The 15,944-nt window shown below is 63.1% G+C and carries 12 protein-coding genes, 1 tRNA gene and 5 pseudogenes; 7 read left to right on the top strand and 11 right to left on the bottom strand.

The window, feature by feature from the left end; all coding sequences use genetic code 11:
- Nucleotides 1-21: 21 nt before the first annotated feature.
- A pseudogene (locus tag AWC07_RS01140) lies at nucleotides 22-1,582 on the top strand (long-chain-fatty-acid--CoA ligase); the annotation flags it as partial.
- 12 nt (nucleotides 1,583-1,594) lie between these two features.
- Entirely contained in the window at nucleotides 1,595-2,545 is a 951-nt protein-coding gene (locus AWC07_RS01135; protein WP_084293482.1) for an alpha/beta fold hydrolase, read from the top strand.
- Nucleotides 2,546-2,576: 31 nt separating this feature from the next.
- On the opposite strand, the gene AWC07_RS01130 is transcribed toward AWC07_RS01135, so the two are convergent.
- Both AWC07_RS01130 and AWC07_RS01125 read right to left on the bottom strand, forming a co-directional pair.
- Nucleotides 2,577-3,179, bottom strand: coding sequence for a hypothetical protein (locus AWC07_RS01130; RefSeq protein WP_036412455.1), 603 nt, complete (start codon nucleotides 3,177-3,179; stop codon nucleotides 2,577-2,579).
- A gap of 190 nt (nucleotides 3,180-3,369) precedes the next feature.
- Nucleotides 3,370-3,729 (bottom strand): SRPBCC family protein, encoded by a 360-nt coding sequence (locus tag AWC07_RS01125; RefSeq protein ID WP_051507942.1) that lies wholly within the window; start codon nucleotides 3,727-3,729, stop codon nucleotides 3,370-3,372.
- 220 nt (nucleotides 3,730-3,949) lie between these two features.
- Between AWC07_RS01125 and AWC07_RS01120 the strand changes: the two genes are divergently transcribed.
- Complete coding sequence (locus tag AWC07_RS01120; RefSeq protein ID WP_085104919.1) at nucleotides 3,950-6,358, top strand: arylsulfatase; 2,409 nt, start codon at nucleotides 3,950-3,952, stop codon at nucleotides 6,356-6,358.
- Nucleotides 6,359-6,589: 231 nt separating this feature from the next.
- Here the strand turns inward: AWC07_RS01120 and AWC07_RS01115 are convergent, their stop codons facing one another.
- Both AWC07_RS01115 and AWC07_RS01105 read right to left on the bottom strand, forming a co-directional pair.
- A complete protein-coding gene (locus AWC07_RS01115) occupies nucleotides 6,590-6,886 on the bottom strand; it encodes a site-specific integrase (RefSeq protein ID WP_425271203.1) in 297 nt (98 codons plus the stop codon).
- A gap of 496 nt (nucleotides 6,887-7,382) precedes the next feature.
- A complete protein-coding gene (locus tag AWC07_RS01105; RefSeq protein ID WP_085104915.1) occupies nucleotides 7,383-8,654 on the bottom strand; it encodes a cytochrome P450 in 1,272 nt (423 codons plus the stop codon).
- Nucleotides 8,655-8,918: 264 nt separating this feature from the next.
- Here AWC07_RS01105 and AWC07_RS01100 point away from each other — a divergent pair, with 264 nt between their 5' ends.
- Nucleotides 8,919-9,473 carry a TetR/AcrR family transcriptional regulator gene (locus AWC07_RS01100; RefSeq protein ID WP_036411547.1) on the top strand — a complete coding sequence of 185 codons (555 nt, stop codon included), beginning with the start codon at nucleotides 8,919-8,921 and terminating at the stop codon, nucleotides 9,471-9,473.
- A gap of 256 nt (nucleotides 9,474-9,729) precedes the next feature.
- Here AWC07_RS01100 and AWC07_RS01095 read toward each other — a convergent pair.
- Both AWC07_RS01095 and AWC07_RS01090 read right to left on the bottom strand, forming a co-directional pair.
- A tRNA-Ile gene (locus AWC07_RS01095) sits at nucleotides 9,730-9,803 on the bottom strand.
- A 5-nt stretch (nucleotides 9,804-9,808) separates the two neighbouring features.
- Nucleotides 9,809-10,129 (bottom strand): annotated as a pseudogene (locus AWC07_RS01090) (tyrosine-type recombinase/integrase); the annotation flags it as partial.
- Between AWC07_RS01090 and AWC07_RS01085 the strand changes: the two are divergent.
- The 3 pseudogenes from AWC07_RS01085 to AWC07_RS01075 all read left to right on the top strand — a co-directional run.
- Nucleotides 10,126-10,689 (top strand): annotated as a pseudogene (locus AWC07_RS01085) (TetR/AcrR family transcriptional regulator); the annotation flags it as partial. The pseudogenes AWC07_RS01090 and AWC07_RS01085 sit on opposite strands and share 4 nt — an antisense overlap.
- An 83-nt stretch (nucleotides 10,690-10,772) precedes the next feature.
- Nucleotides 10,773-11,366, top strand: a pseudogene (locus tag AWC07_RS28270) (thiamine pyrophosphate-binding protein); the annotation flags it as partial.
- A gap of 20 nt (nucleotides 11,367-11,386) precedes the next feature.
- Nucleotides 11,387-11,890, top strand: a pseudogene (locus AWC07_RS01075) (type IV toxin-antitoxin system AbiEi family antitoxin domain-containing protein); the annotation flags it as partial.
- 56 nt (nucleotides 11,891-11,946) lie between these two features.
- On the opposite strand, the gene AWC07_RS26405 reads toward AWC07_RS01075, so the two are convergent.
- The 5 genes from AWC07_RS26405 to AWC07_RS01055 all read right to left on the bottom strand — a co-directional run bounded on the left by AWC07_RS26405 (nucleotide 11,947) and on the right by AWC07_RS01055 (nucleotide 15,926).
- Nucleotides 11,947-12,153 (bottom strand): hypothetical protein, encoded by a 207-nt coding sequence (locus AWC07_RS26405; RefSeq protein WP_036415483.1) that lies wholly within the window; start codon nucleotides 12,151-12,153, stop codon nucleotides 11,947-11,949.
- A 45-nt stretch (nucleotides 12,154-12,198) separates the two neighbouring features.
- Entirely contained in the window at nucleotides 12,199-12,588 is a 390-nt protein-coding gene (locus AWC07_RS01070) for a DUF732 domain-containing protein (RefSeq protein WP_051508078.1), read from the bottom strand.
- Between the two features lie 142 nt (nucleotides 12,589-12,730).
- A complete protein-coding gene (locus AWC07_RS01065; protein WP_036415480.1) occupies nucleotides 12,731-14,188 on the bottom strand; it encodes an alpha-L-fucosidase in 1,458 nt (485 codons plus the stop codon).
- A 116-nt stretch (nucleotides 14,189-14,304) separates the two neighbouring features.
- Nucleotides 14,305-15,066 carry an Rv1352/Rv1906c domain-containing protein gene (locus AWC07_RS01060; RefSeq protein WP_244187397.1) on the bottom strand — a complete coding sequence of 254 codons (762 nt, stop codon included), beginning with the start codon at nucleotides 15,064-15,066 and terminating at the stop codon, nucleotides 14,305-14,307.
- A 2-nt stretch (nucleotides 15,067-15,068) separates the two neighbouring features.
- Nucleotides 15,069-15,926 carry a carboxymuconolactone decarboxylase family protein gene (locus AWC07_RS01055; RefSeq protein ID WP_036415477.1) on the bottom strand — a complete coding sequence of 286 codons (858 nt, stop codon included), beginning with the start codon at nucleotides 15,924-15,926 and terminating at the stop codon, nucleotides 15,069-15,071.
- Between the last annotated feature and the right edge of the window lie 18 nt (nucleotides 15,927-15,944).

Raw genomic sequence — 15,944 nt, 5'->3', positions numbered from 1 at the left:
CAACACACCAGGAGAAATATCGTGACCAATCTCGGCGAGCATCTCATCGCCGCGGCGCGCGCCCAGCCCGACCACGTTGCGCTGCGGTGCGATGACCTGCCCGTCACCTACACGGAATTCGATGCCGCAGCAAGGCGAGTCGCCACACTGCTTGCCCGGGCCGGCGTGCAGCCCGGCGACCGAGTCGGGGTCATGCTGCCCAACACACCAGCCTTCGCGATCGCGTTCTACGGCATCATGGACCGCGGCGCTGTCGCGGTACCGATGAACCCGCTGCTCAAGGCCGGCGAAATCGAGTTCTACCTGTCCAACACCGGGGCCGTCGCGCTGTTCGCCACCCCGGTGTTCGCCAACGAGGCCAGCGCGGCAGCCGGCACAGCTGGGGTGCGGGCGTGCTGGATCGTCGACGATGCCGCACTCGATGATTTGACGGCCGGGCTACCCGGACACACACCCGAGCCACGCGACGACACCGACACGGCCGTCATCCTGCACACCTCCGGAACCACAGGCAAGCCGAAAGGTGCCCAGCTCACCCACGGTGGTCTTCATCGCAACGCGGAAATAACCGCGCGCACGCTGATCGAAATCGGACATGCCGATGTGGTGATCGGCTGCCTTCCCCTGTTTCACGTCTTCGGCCTGACGGCGGCCCTGAACGCCTCCGTGCTGGCCGGCGCCACGCTCACGCTGATCGAGCGATTCGACCCGCACAAGGCGTTGGAGGTGATCGAGCGCGACCGTGTGACGGTGTTCGAGGGCGTGCCCACAATGTACTCGGCGCTGCTGCAGGGTACTCGGCGCTGCTGCAGGGTACTCGGCGCTGCTGCAGGGTACTCGGCGCTGCTGCAGGCCGCAGGGTGCGTGTCGCCCACAGCGACACAGACACTACGAACCGCCGTTTCGGGCGGCACCCCACTACCGGTACAGGTCATCAACGAGTTCGAAAAGACCTTCAGCTGCGTCATCTTGGAGGGATACGGACTTTCCGAGACGTCACCGATCGCCTCATTCAACCATCCACACCGGGTCCGCAAGTCCGGCTCCATCGGCACCCCCATCGAGGGTGGGAGATGCGAGTGGTCGACACCGAAGGCAACCCACTGCCCGTCGGGGAAGCCGGAGAAATCCAGATCCGAGGGCACAACGTGATGACCGGCTACTGGAACCAGCCCGAGGCAACCTCAAAGGCAATCACCCCTGACGGCTGGTTCAACACGGGTGACATCGGCCGAGTCGATGCGGACGGCTACTACTACATCGTCGACCGCGCGAAGGACCTCATCATCCGCGGCGGATACAACGTCTATCCCCGCGAAGTCGAGGAAATCCTCTACCAACACCCCGCCGTAGCCGAGGCAGCCGTCATCGGCATGCCCCACCCCACGCTGGGCGAAGAAGTCGGCGCGGCAGTGACCCTCAAACATGGCGGCCGTGCCGACCACGACGAACTACGCGACTTCGTCAAGCACCGTCTTGCCGCATACAGGTACCCCGCCGGGTGTGGTTCGTAGAGAACCTGCCCAAGGGGGCGACCGGAAAGATCCTACGCCGCGAAATCACCATCCCGACCAGCGAAAACGACCACGTGACCATGGCGATGAGGAATTCCGTCCCGACCGGGACGGTCGACCGTAACGTCACACAACATGCAAAGGAGTTCCCCACCATGACAACACCTGACTCGCCCGCAGACGCCTTCAACGGGACCAAACACGTCGTCGACGGGCTCTCCGTGTACTGCGTGGACACCGCCCCCGCCGCAACCACCCGCCCCACCGTCGTCGCCGTGCACGGCATCCCCGAGTCGTCAGTTGCATGGCGGGATGTCGCAGCAGCGGTCGGCGACAGCGCCCGCATGGTCATCCCCGACCTGCCTGGGTTCGGGCAGTCCGACAAGCCCTCGGACTACGACTACTCGCTCGCCCGTCAGTCGCGGCTCTTGGAGAAGCTTCTGGCGCGCGTGGTGCCCGAGGCACCGATCCATCTGGCCGTCCATGACATCGGCGGACCGGTCGGGCTCATGTGGGCAATGCGCAACCCGGACCGCGTGGCGTCGCTGCTCATCCTCAACACAACGATGTTTCACGAGAGATTCCGTCCGCCCCCTATGGCGCTCAAGGCTCTGGTCCCGGTCATCGGTCCCCGAACGGTCGCAGAAGCGCTGTCGCGCGAGAGCGAGTTCAAGCGCGCATTCTTGCGGCCCTGCGCACGACCGATCGATGCGGCCACACTCGACGAGTTGCATGCACCGTACCGTCAGCCCGATGCTTGTCGCGCCGCCGCGCTGACCTGGTCTGCCTATAAGCGCGGCCTTCCCGAATTCGTGCGTACACGCAGGGCCCTCCCGCGGATCACCGCCCCCACCACCGTTTTGTTCGGCGCTCGCGACCCCTATTGCACTCCCGCCAGCGCCCGCGCGTTCGCGTCGCGCATCCCCCATGCACGCCGGCGCCTGCTCGACGATGTCGGACACTTCACCCCAACAGAGGCACCCGCCGAAGTTGCCGACGAGCTGATCAGCCTAGTCCAACAGGCAAAGTGATCCTCTGGCGCAGAATTTGCAGCTGGCGGGATCACGCGGTGAACGGATTGTGGATCGGGAGTGGCTTGATGAGCGGATCGAGCAGCTTGCCGGCCTGCTCCGTGGTCAGGACCTCGGAAGGGTCTAGCGGGATGACCTCGCGGACCGTTTCGTCATACTCCCAGACGTCTTCGCCGATCAGTCGACCCTTGTCGTCGTAAGGCCAAATCATGTGCTCGGCCGATTTGAGCAGATACATGGCGTCGGGATCGACGGGTGCGCCGTCCTCTGCGAGGAGGTGGCCTGGGGTCTGCTGGTACATCGTCGAGGTCGAGACGATCATGTTGTCGCTGACCGCGAGTTTTTCGCCGTCGTCGACGTAGAAGACATTCTGTCCTGTGCGGGTCCACTCCTTATATACGGTCTGGACGGCCTGCGCTCCGTCAAGTGTCACGTCCTTGCCGTACATGCGGAAGTGATAGACCGGTTTGTCAACAGTCATGTCGGGAGTGAAAATCTCCTCCCAACGGCCGGCCATCTCCAGATAGCGGTGCCGGTTGTATGCGTGCAGCAGATAAACATGGCGGGGATTGTCCGTCGTCTCGATCAATCGCTCCACTGCGATGTTTGTCTGCGTGATGTCGAAACGGCTCATTTCGGCTCCTTCGGGTTCGAGCCCTCGTGTGGATCATCGAATGAGTTCAGCCTGGCACCAATCGGCCGTGAACCTGGGCTTATTGGACTTTTCCAGTGATCGTGTGAGAGATGGTTGCCGACCAACTCGAAGCGATCGGTAGGTGCCATCTGGCGGAATCCAGCACGAGGTTCAGGCAACTATGCCGCGGTTATGTTCCCGCTTGTCGAGCGCATTGCGCCGTCAGACCGGCAAACATTGACTCGAGGCGATGGCCGATCAGGTGCGCCGCGACGCCGGCGAAAGTTCCTGTCAAGATGCCGCGCTCGACGAGTCGTGTGCCGCTGTCGCTGGATTCGATGATGTGCTCGAACTCGATGGTCAGGCCGGGCAGTTTCGAAACTGCGGCCCAGCGGTGTTGCAAATCGATCTGGGTGATCGTCAGCCGGGTGGTCGGTAATCCCTTGGGTTTCAACGTGATGCGCGAGCCGACCTCGAAGTCTCCCTTGATCTTTGCTGCGCGGATGATGTCCCCGGGCCACGCGGCCGGGTTGGTCCAGATCGTCCACACGGCTGCCTCCGATGCCGACGATCGCGCCGATCCTTCGAAGGCACGCGTACCGCGAGTCCCAGACATCTTCATCCGAACGCTACCGGGCGAACGCAACGTGTGTTGGACGGTTCCGCTGGGAATCAATCGATTCGGAGAACTGTGTCAGCTGTTTGATTACGTTTGGTCATGGATCGGATGAAGTCGCTGCGATTGATGAGTGTTCGAGGGAGGAATGGTCATGGCCGACGACCAGATTCAGGGCAATGGTGAGGGTAGAAATCGCCCCACTGGCGGATCCACGAGCACCGCAGCGACGGGCCGGCAGGTGCTGCCGATTCCCGATCCCCAACATGTCGGGTTGACGACATACGACGCGAGGGATCCGAACACGAAGTATCCGCCGATCACCATGCTGCGCCCACCTGCAGGTGCCCCGAACGTGCTGATCGTCTTGCTTGATGACATCGGTTTCGGCGCGTCGTCGGCGTTCGGCGGTCCATGCAACACGCCCGTGGCGGAGCGGTTGGCGTCCGGCGGGGTGAAGCTCAACCGGTTCCACACCACGGCGCTGTGCTCCCCGACGCGACAGGCCTTATTGACGGGCCGCAACCACCATTCAGTGGGAATGGGGGCCGTGACTGAACTTGCGACGTCGGCGCCGGGGAACAGCAGTGTCCGGCCCAAGAACAAGGCGCCAATCGCCGAAACCTTGAAGCTGAACGGGTACTCGACTGCGCAGTTCGGCAAGTGCCACGAGGTGCCTGTGTGGGAGGTCTCGCCCGTTGGGCCGTTCGATCAATGGCCAACCGGCTCGGGATTCGAGTACTTCTACGGCTTCGTCGGCGGTGAGGCCAACCAGTACTACCCAGGCCTCTACGAGTGCACCACCGCGGTCGAGCCCCCGAAAACGCCCGAGGAGGGCTATACGCTCACCGAGGACCTTGCGGATCGCGCGGTCACCTGGGTGCGCCAACAGAAAGCCCTGACCCCAGACAAGCCGTTCTTCATGTACTTCGCGCCGGGCGCGACCCACGCTCCGCATCATGTGCCGAAGCAATGGTCGGACAAGTACACGGGCAAGTTCGAAGAAGGCTGGGATGTGTTGCGCGAGCAGATCTTTGCACGGCAGAAGGAACTCGGCGTCATTCCTGAGAACGCTGAACTGACCAAGCGCCACGCCGAGATTCCGGCTTGGGACGACATGCCTGCCGACCTAAAACCGGTGCTGGCGCGTCAGATGGAGATCTACGCCGGTTTCCTTGAGCAGACCGATCACGAAGTGGGCCGGGTGATCGACGCGATAGGCGATCTCGGTGTGCTCGACGACACGCTGGTCTTCTACATCATCGGCGACAACGGCGCCTCGGCGGAGGGCACCCCGAACGGGTGCTTCAACGAGATGACCACCTTCAACGGCCTGCCCGGCATCGAAACCACCGAGTTCTTGTTGTCTAAGATCGACGACTTCGGCACCCCGCGGGCCTACAACCACTACGCGGTCGGCTGGGCTCACGCGTTGTGCGCGCCATATCAGTGGACCAAGCAAATCGCCTCACACTGGGGCGGCACCCGCAACGGCACTATTGTGCACTGGCCGGCCGGCTTCGACGATAAAGGCAAGACCCGCGATCAGTTTCACCATGTCATCGATATCGCGCCGACCATCCTGGAGGCTGCCGGGCTGCCTGCCCCGACCTTCGTCAACGGCATCCAACAGGCGCCGCTGGAGGGCGTGAGCATGCTGGCGATGCTGCGCGACAACGACGCACCCGAGACCCACGACGTCCAGTACTTCGAAATCATGGGCAACCGCGGCATCTACCATCAAGGCTGGACCGCAGTGACTAAGCACCGCACTCCGTGGCTGCAAGATGCGCCGCCATTTGCCAACGACATCTGGGAACTGTACGGCCCCGACGACTGGACGCAAGCCCACAACCTAGCGAAGGAGAATCCGGACAAACTCAGCGAACTGCAACGCCTTTGGCTCATCGAGGCGGTCAAGTACAACGTGGTGCCGCTCGACGACCGATCTGTCGAGCGCTTTAACCCCGACATGGCCGGGCGTCCACAACTGATTCGCGGCAACCATCAACTGCTGTTTGCAGGCATGCGGGTCAGCGAGAACTGCGTGGTGAACGTGAAGAACAAGTCGCACTCCGTGACCGCAAATGTCGTGGTGCCGGAAACCGGAGCCAACGGCGTCGTCATCACTCAGGGCGGCAGCGTCGGCGGCTGGACGTTGTACGCGCACGAGGGCAAGCTCAAGTATTGCTACAGCTTTTTTGGCATCGACTACTACATCGTGGCGGCCGAGCACCCGATCCCTGCCGGAAATCACCAGGTGCGCATGGAGTTCGCTTACGACGGCGATGGATTGGCCAAGGGTGGCACGGTCACGCTGTACTACGACGGTAAGGCCGTCGGAAACGGACGGGTCGACAGAACACAGCCGATGGCGTTCTCGGCCGACGAGGCGTGCGACGTCGGCGCCGACAGCGGCTCGCCGGCGTCCCCCGAGTATGGCCCGACGGGCAATGCGTTTTCCGGGGTCATCGATTGGGTGCAAATCGACCTCGGCGAGGACAGCCACGACCACTTGATCACGGCCAAGGACCGATTCAACATCGCGATGACCAAGCAGTAACGCCAGCCGCGACTGTCGTCATGGGTGTCGAAACGGCCGGCGACGCCTGCCCTTCCGCGTCGTGCAAGCTATCCAACGTGAGCACGGCACCGAATGTGAGCGTGGCGTTTCGCGGGAACAACCCTTGCGGGGTAGTCATGTGGTCACCGGACGCGGAGAAGAATTAAAGCGCGTCTCCAGCGGACCCCTTGCTCTGCTTGCATGCGGCGGCAGTTTCTCTCACTAACCCGACTATCGCCTGGATAGGCTGACGACGTTGCTCCCTGGGGTTGTCTGCATCGCCTCGGTGGGTGGCTCGGGCAGGTTGTTCGCGGCCCCACCGTCCTGCTCGGGAATGTAGTCGTAGGTGTCAAGCGTGAGCGTGAATGTACTGTGGCCCAGCCACTTCGACACCTGCATGAAGTGTGTACCCGGCGACAGCTGCAGCGTGGCGAACCTGCGCAAGCCAGCACCCAACATCCACACCCGCAACATCTCACGTACCTCGATCACCGAAACCTCCCGAAACGTCCAGCGGACCTCCTCCACATCGATCAATGTGAAGCGACCCGATCCAGTAATCGAGCAACCACCGGCACGACACGCCGGTGGTCCCATTACTGGCAAACGGGTGGTCCCATGACCGTGGCTAAACCCAGCTCAAACCGGTCCCATCACCGTGGCGGGCGACAGCCTCCGATCTGGCTACAAAACGCCCTCAGTCGCCGGTATCTCGCCGGTACGAGCGAGTTAGCTAAGGGTGGGGCCGGGGCGCTGCCGACATAACAGGCTGGCATTGAAGTACGTCAGGTAGGCGATTGTGGCCGTGAGGGCGGTTCGGCGAGTTCGGGTGTTGAGCAGCGCTAGAGACCCAGTCCTGTTTCGATGCTGCCGTTGATGAGCACGTGGGCGCGTATGCGGTCTTTGAAGGCCATCCGGTTTACCGGTTCGAACGCACGGGGGCACAGCAGGTGCGCGATACCTGACGCGGCGAGCGCCGAACCTCCGATTAAGGACCATCTTTCGGAACGTTTGCTAATAGATGTCATGTGGCTGACTTCGCGTGAAGAACGACGGGAAGGTGTATCGGGCCGCGTAGTGAGCTGTTGGTCGACCACGTGGTGGGTCCGGTCATCTCGATTCGCGTTACGCGATCGACGAGTTCACGGAGAACGGCTTGTGCTTCCATGCGTGCCAGCGGGGCTCCGAGGCATAGGTGTGGGCCGTAGCCAAAGCCGACGTGGGAGCGCGGATTTCGGTCCGCGCGGAAGGTGTTGGGGTCGTCGAAGGCAAGAGGGTCGCGGTTGGCTGCCCCGAACGACATCAGCACACGTGAACCGGATGGGATGGTCACATCCCCTACTCGGTAGTCGGCACGGGTGTAGCGGTAGAGGTTTTGTATGGGGCTGGTGTAGCGGACATGTTCTTCGATGGCTTGGGGTATGAGGTCGGGCTTGTCGCGGATCATGTCGTATTGATCGGGTTCTTCCGCGTAGGTGTGCAGCATCCCGCCGAGAAGGTTGGTGGTGGTCTCGTTACCGGCGATCAGCAGCAGGATGGCGATATAGAACAACTGGTTGTCGGTCAGGGCACCGTCGGTGCTGTGTTGCAACAGCCGGCCAAGGACGGTGTCCGATCCCTTGAGGTGTCCATCTGCGAGGTGCTTCAAGAAGTAGCGGCGCAGCGCTACAGCGGCCCGCATGGATCGTGCTGTACTCACAACGCCACTCACCGTGGGGGTGAAGTTGATCAGTTGGGTGCTGTCGTCTGACCAACGGCGGAAGTCGGCGATGTCGCTCTCGGGGACGCCGAGGATGGCGGCGATCACCCGAAGCGGCATCGGCATCGTTAGCCGCTGTACGGCATCACAGTTGCCAGCAGCAATCATGTCGTCGACGAGTCCGGCGGCAAGCTTGTCGATGATGTTGCGCCAACTGTCCAGAGCACCTTTCGTGAACGCCGGCTGGACTTGTTTGCGGAGGCGACTATGCTGCTCGCCATCGGTGACCACGACGAGATCGGCGACCATCCGTACTCGGGTCACTCCATGGCTGCTGGTTACCCGGTCTGTGTCGCGTAGGGCTGCGCGGACATCGTCGAGTCGGTGCAGAATCCATGTCGCGCGCCGAGGGTTGTAATGAACACGTCCGCTGCGGTGCAAGGCGTCATAGGCAGCGTGGGGTTGTGCGGCGACGGCTGGGTCCAACGGGTCATAGTCGGTATTGACCGCGCCCGTCCACCCGCTGTAGCCACGTCTGTGCGTGCGGATCGCCGCAGAGACGTTTAATCGTCCCGCCGCAATGAGGGGCGAGAACATCGAGGCCGCACCGTCAGCGACCTTTCCAAGCTTCAAGATTCAGCGCACCCTTCCCGACAGCACTCATCTCAGAGTCGGTGCCGGCCGCCCACACGGTCAATACGTGGCAGCGAAGTTGAAAGACCCCGCACAGGGCTGACGAGCACTCCTGGTCTCAAAATGACCAGAAGCTGCGCATATTGATGAGACAATTAGTCGAATGTGTCTCGCGGTGATAGAACGGATTTGTTGTCTATCGCTGATTTAAGGGGAAGGTTGACGGCCGTGACACGGAAGGATTGGGTCCTCGGGGCGGACCGTAGCTCGGAGGCGCGTGATCGGATTATGTCGGCTGCCTCAGAGCTCGTCTCACGCAATGGGTTCGACGCCTTCACCATCGATGCGCTGGCCGCGCAGTTGAACTGCTCGCCGGCAACCATCTATCGCCATACAGGAGGTAAGGCGGCGATCCTCGAACGCCTGATCTCCGCGTTCTCCCAGCGGATCATCGACTCGATACGGCAAGCCATAGCCGGGATTGAAGGAACTGAGCGGGTCGCGACAGCCATCTCCGTCGGGCTGGACTTCATGCGGGCAGAACCGCTCGGAAAACTGATGATGGGCGACATTCGCCCCGACCACGACACCGGAACCGTGACCGCATCACCCTTCGTGGTCAAGATGGCCGAAGAAATGATCGGGCGCAGCGACCCACTAGCCGCGCAATGGCTTATCCGCATCACCTTCGCCTTGTGGTACTGGCCTGTTAAGGACAAACACACCGAGCATGAACTGGTGAAGCGGTTCGCCGCACCATCGGTGACCCTGGGACTTCGCTAATTATTTGCTCCAGCTGCTCACGGTCAGTGCCGGATCTCTACCCCCTGGTGCTCAACCTGAATGCCCCCCAACACTATGGCGGCTCTACGACACTTCTCGGCGTGTTGCGGGGGTGTGTCGTCCGTGTGTTCGATGGCCCCGAGCGTGTTAGCTCGCGCCGCATCTACCGCGCCGCACGCCGGTACGACGCCGGTAAAGCCCAGCCCGCCTAGCCGACCCGACCGCCACTAATACCGTCTGACCAGGCGTTTCTCGGTGGGGCGGGCGGGGCTCGAACCCGCGACCAACGGATTATGAGTCCGCGGCTCTAACCAACTGAGCTACCGCCCCTGATCCTAACTAGCTGCAGATATAGGTTCTGCCTCGTTGTAATCGACTCTTGGATACCGCAGTGATACCGCAACGCTTTCGATCGCCTTGCCCAGGGCGTCCGCTACGCCTGCCAAGTCGTCGCTTAGCAAGTGCCCATAGCGGTCGAGCGTCATGGCCGCTGTCGCCTATCCTAAGAGCCTCTGCACAACCTTGACATTAGCGCCCGCGCTGATTGCCAACGACGCCGTGGTATGGCGTAGCCCGTGCGGTACAAGGCCGGCGATCCCCATAGCATTACAAGCTTTGTCGAACGCTCTGCGGTATTCCTCGATAGGCAGGTGCCCGGCTCATGGAGTCCGCGCACGTGCTGTTCTCCACGCGCGGATACGCGGCGGTTACCGTCGACGACATCGCCGCCGCCGTCGGTTGCAGCCGGGCGACCGTCTACGTGCATTTCCCGGGGAAGGTGGACATCATCCGGGCGCTCGCCGCCGACGGCATGGCACCGAGTGCGCTGTCGTTCTACCAGGACCTGGATCGGGTGCTCGATACCGGATCCCGTGCGGAGTTCACGGCCTGGATCACCCGGGCCATCGAATGGTTTCACCAGTACAAGCAGATGCTCCCGGCCTGGGACGAGGCGACCGTGCTCGACCCCGATTTCCGAGCTACCGCCCGGGCCGGGATACTCGCTCTCCTCAACGCGATGACGAGCTATCTGTCGCGTTGGCCGGAAGGGCGGCGCGATGAGGCACGGTTACGTGTCGAACTCCTCCTGACCCAGCTCGGGCGATTCTTCACCCGCTGGGCGATGCAAGCGACGATCGACGTCTCCGCCGACCTGGCTGCCGAGGTCCTCACAGACATCTGGTTCCCGGCACTGTCCGCTCCCGTCGACCAATAGCATGGCCACCGAATCGATCTTCGCGCACTGGCGACAGACATGGTGACGAGTCTTTGCGCGATTCCCAACAACCTTCGCCGTCGATGCCTACGCGCGCAGAGTTTGGGACGACCTACTCCCGTGTCGCCGCGCCAGACGGGATCGGAGCAACCTGGCGCGTCCGGGAGCGATGCCGAGTTCGGGGATCCCGGGCGCGGCCTGCGGGCCATCGTAAGCAGCGTTCCCGGGCGTTCCGATGGGGAGTCGGAGCAGTGGGTAGGTTCCTGACTTGTAACCAACGTAAGGACTCGATCAGATCTAGCGACCCTTTGTCGCTAGACGGCTCCACGACCAGTTCCCCCGCCGCGGCCGGACTCGCCACCGGTGGTCAACTCGCCGCGCGCACCCTGGCTTCGTTCGGGGTGCGGTCCATATTCGGGGTGCACGGCGGACATCTGGACTCCTTCCTCGTCGAATGCCAGGCGCTGGGCATGCGGATCATCGACCACCGGCACGAAGCGTCCGCCGGTAACGCCGCCGAAGGTTACGCCCACGCGACCGGCGGCCTGGCGGTGGCGTTCGCCACCGCCGGACCCGGCTTCGCCAACGCCTTCTCCTCGCTGTGCAACGCCGCCGCCGACCGGCTTCCGACGCTGCTGATCACCAGTTCACCACCGTTGCGTGAGACGGAATTGAACGTGTTGCAAGACGCCCAAAACTGTGTGCAAAAGCGTATCTATTTGATCCGTTTGCGCACATTGCGATCTGGGATCGGCTGGTTGAACTGGCCGCCGAGCAACATGGCTACGTCACGATTCGTGATGCACGGGACATCGGTGTCGACCCTGTACAGCTCCGCCTTCTTGCCGCCCGGGGACGTCTTGAGCGTGCCGGACGCGGTGTGTACCGGGTGCCCGTGCTGCCGCGTGGTGAGCACGACGATCTCGCCGCCGCCGTCTCGTGGACTTTGAGCCGTGGTGTCGTCTCGCATGAGTCGGCCTTGGCGCTTCACGCTCTCGCTGACGTCAACCCGTCGCGCATCCACCTCACCGTCCCGCGCGACAACCATCCACGCGCGGCAGGGGGGCGAGTTGTACCGAGATGCACCGCCGCGACCTCAGGGCAACCGACGTTACATCGGTCGACGGCATACCCGTCACGACGGTTGCGGCGCACCATCAAAGACTGCCTGAAGACCGGCACTGATCCTTATCAGCTTCGGCGCTTTCCGAGGGAATCGAGGACGTGGCGGCTAAGCGGTGCGGCCCACCCTTCGGATCAGACTTCGCCGGCTTCCAGGGTGGCGAGCGCCTCTCGGATGGCCTGGTTCATCTGCTGTGGGCTGGGGGCAGGGGGCTTGTTGACAGGCTGGTCACAGTTACACGTGGTCACGGGGGCGTCCGGCTCATCAGCCATAGCCGGTGCGGCCACCCCGATCGCGGCACCGACCGCGATAGCAACACTGATCAGCGCTTTGGTGATCATCTGGACGTTCTCCTTGTGCGCGTAGCCGCCCTACCCGGGCGCTGATTACAACGCTGTGTTTTCAACTACCCAGACCATGTCCGGTGCGTAGACGTAGATCGCTGCCGCGACCTCGAACGCAGCCTGTTCCACGGTCAAGTCCGTTTCATCGTACACGGCCTCCGCAATGGTCGATGCCCGCAACGGCGGGTTGTCTGCCACGCGAACGTCGTCGGCGATTTGCCGGCCCTGCGCTGCCACGTCGCAGTCGGTGCTCCCGGAAGCCGCACCGATCTGGCGGTGTGCCAGCAGTGCGATGTAACGCTGATCCTGCGCGCTCAAGACGCAGTCCGCCGATGCACGCGGCGGCAACGTCAGAACCTGCCATAGCAGCACGACCATCAGTGCGAGGCCGGTAATCAACCGACCCCGCGAGCTCATCTGATGGGCGTTCATTTCTCAACCTGCCATTGAGGGAAATCCGATCCTGGCCATATAAATCTAATTCAACGCCGAAATATTGCACAGTGCCAGTACTTAAAGGCGTGCCAGCCGCGGTGCCGCGTGCGACGTCTCAGGCGCGCGTCAGTTCACGAGGCTAGGGCTTTGGTGTGATCTTGACCGCGTAGGCCGGCCAGACGTCCAACGCGTCGGGGAATGTGACGTTGATGCGATCGGCGGCGCATTCGTGTTCGAGTGCGCCGCCACCAAGCAACTGGACTGTGGTCTCCGAGGTCCCCGATAGGCCGCGCAGCCCGACCCGGCGCTCCCCCGGGGCCTGCAGGAACGTCACATACAGGGCGTTATCGGTCTGGGTGAAGCGCAGCGGGGAGCCGTCGGTGGCAGCGGACTGCGGGGTCGTCCAGGGGCGGGTGTCGAAGTAGGCTTCGCCGGTCACGTCGAGCCATGCGCCGAAGTCGGCGAGCAGCCGCGCTTGCAGCTCCGGGATCGTCCCGTCGGGGTATGGCCCGATGCCAAGCAATAGATTGCCGTTCTTGCTCACCAGGTCGGCGAAGCTGCGGGCCAGATCGGTGAGGGTCAGCATCTCGTCGGGACCTTCTTGGCGGTTGTTGCCGAATGAGTTCCCCACGCCGCGGGTCGATTCCCATTTGTCCGGTTTGATCTCGTCGTACTGGGCGTATTCCGGGGTGCGGAAGTCGTAGTGGAAACCGGTCGGGAAGTCCAGGACCCGTACCCGGTCGGGCAGGAACCTCCACAGGGCACCGGCCAGCCCGAGACCTCCCATGACCAGGGGTTCCACCCCGGGGACTTTGGGCAGCTGCAGCTGGGCCCAGCGGTCGTTGATGACTCCGTCGGGCACCTGGTTGTAGTAGTGCGCGAACAGCTCAGCGAGTTTGGACTGGGGCGGGTAACCAATGTCGTTCCACAGCACTGACGGCTGGTAGCGGTTGACGAGCTCACGAATATGGTTGTCCGCATATCGGGCGTACTCGTCTGTCTGGACGAGCGAGCTCGCCAGCCCCGGCAGATCGGTGATGACCGTCGGGTCGAACGTCCAGTCGTACCCGCCCGAGTAGTACAGACCCATCTTCATGCCGCGGTCGCGGACCGCGCTCGTCAGGTCGCCGACCAGGTCGCGGTCGGCATGCCAGGAGTCCTTGTGCGGGTTGGGGTGTCGGCTGGGCCACATCGTGAACCCGTCGTGGTGTTTGGTGGTGAGCACCACGTACCGCGCGTTGGCTTGCTCGAAGAATTCGGCCCAGGAGTCGGGATCGAATTGCTTCGACGCTTTGTTGAACATCGGCTTGAAGTCGTCGTAAGTGAAGTCGGGGCCATAGGTTTCGGCGTGGTGTCGCTGCGACGGGCTGCCCGGGATTCCGATGGTGTTCTGATACCACTCGGCATACGGGTTGTACTTCAGCCAATACGCGGGTCCCTTGGTAGCCATCAGCTCTTGGGTGTCGGCCTCGAGCGGAGCCCAGCCGGGCACCGAGTACAAACCCCAGTGGATGAAGATCCCGAACTTGGCGTCCTCGAACCACTCGGGCACCGGATGCGTCGCGAGTGACTCCTTGGTCGGTTCATAGTGGGGCATCCACGCACCCTACTCGTAACGGTCGCTGCCCGTGGTTATGTCACGGATTTCGACGGCAGGGCCTGGCCACCGCAAAGTCCAACGAACGCAAGCGTTTTCGTGGATCGTCAAACGCTTCAGTACAGGTAGACGACGGCGTTGTCGCCGCCGCTGCACACCACCAATCCCCCGTCGGCCGAGCAAGTCATGGTGTAGGACTGGCCGGTCACGGGGCTGACGGCGTTGACCTGCCGAGGTGAAGGGCCGGCAGGTCCGCTGGCTCCGTAGGCAAGCCGAACCTGTTCGGCAAACTGGCAGGATGTCGCCGACGATCCGACCGCGGACTGGCTCAACCCGCCGGCGGGCCCGGCCGTGGCAGGACATGCGTGGGCACCCTCGGGCAGCGTCACCGGCGTCGTCGAAGTCGTCGAAGTCGTCGTAGTCGTCGAACTCGTCGAAGCGCCGGAATCCGGCGTCCACGTCGGGCAGCGCTTCGTCTTGAACGCCACGTCCGTCGGCGCAATCTGCACGACCTGCGGCCCGGTTCCGGCGCCGTTGGCGATGATGTCCTCGACGGTTCCGCCGAGCCCCCTGAGCCGTTCCCAATAACAGGCATTGCTGCCTTGCGACCGGTAGGTTCCGGGCCGGATGTCCACCCCTACCCGGTAGGTGCCGTCACCCGCAATGGTGCTTGCCGGACCCGCCGGCGTAGTCGACGGCGGGATCGACACCGTCGTCCCGGGATAGATCGGCGGCAGTCGTGATTCCTCCCGGTCGTGAACCGGCGTCGTCGGCCTGGCGGATTTGCCACCTGTCCCGAAACAGCCGACCAGCCCGCACGCCGACGCCACGCCCACCGCGGTGGCCAACATCGCCCGGACCATGGTTCCGGTGCCCATCGTCAACCGAACACCGTCTGACCGTCGGCCCCGATGAGATACCGTTCGGTGCCCTGCTCCACCCTCGGCTCGTCAGCACCCAGCGACACGGCAATCTTGTTGCTGGCGTTACGCATGATGTCAAAAGTCAGCTCGATGGCCTCAGCCTCGGAGAACCTGGAGCGCACCTCGGCGGCAACGTCGACGGCGAGGTGCGCAGGCGTCCAAATTAACGCATCCGTATACCGCAGGGCGGCTTTTGCGCAATCATCGAGCAAGATCGAAGTCTCGAAGCGCTCGACGTCGTCGTACAGCGTGTCCGAACCACCAGCATCCAGGGCGGTGCCCTCACGCAGCGACTTGCATAGCCGGCAGTTGTGTGCAGCCGCGCCCCGCAGCCGGACCAACTCGGAGGTGACGGGATCGAGTGCGCGCATCCGGGCCACAGCGGGCAAAAAGTCGTTGAACAAAACGCCGGGCCCCTCGGTCGCCGCGTGGTTCCACCTGATCGGTCCCCGCGCCCATCCCAGGTACTCCGAGCCGATGCCCAGCGCCTCCAGACCGGCGCGCACCCGCGGCACGAAGTCGGCGATGAATATCGACACAACAGCCCCAAATGCGCTGTCCCCCAACTGCTCAAGCAGACCAGATCGCTGCTCGGCACTAATCTGGGAGACGTCCGCACTGAACTGTTCGGCGAACTCGGCAACGGCGCGTTCCGCCTCGGACTCCGGTTCGTCGACGGCCACCTCGCAAGGCGCCGCGGGCAGCGACAGCGTTCGCGCACATACCTGCCGGACCAATCCGGCAACCCTCCCGTCGTCCGGAGACCACGCAACCAACCGGGCAAGCCCCACGCCAACCGGTATCTCCGCCGCCATCTTTCACACGCTAGGACG

It is taken from the genome of Mycobacterium gastri (assembly GCF_002102175.1).
Taxonomy (GTDB): domain Bacteria; phylum Actinomycetota; class Actinomycetes; order Mycobacteriales; family Mycobacteriaceae; genus Mycobacterium; species Mycobacterium gastri.
Note: the sequence above shows the minus strand (reverse complement) of the source record. Positions and strands in the feature narration are given on the sequence as shown.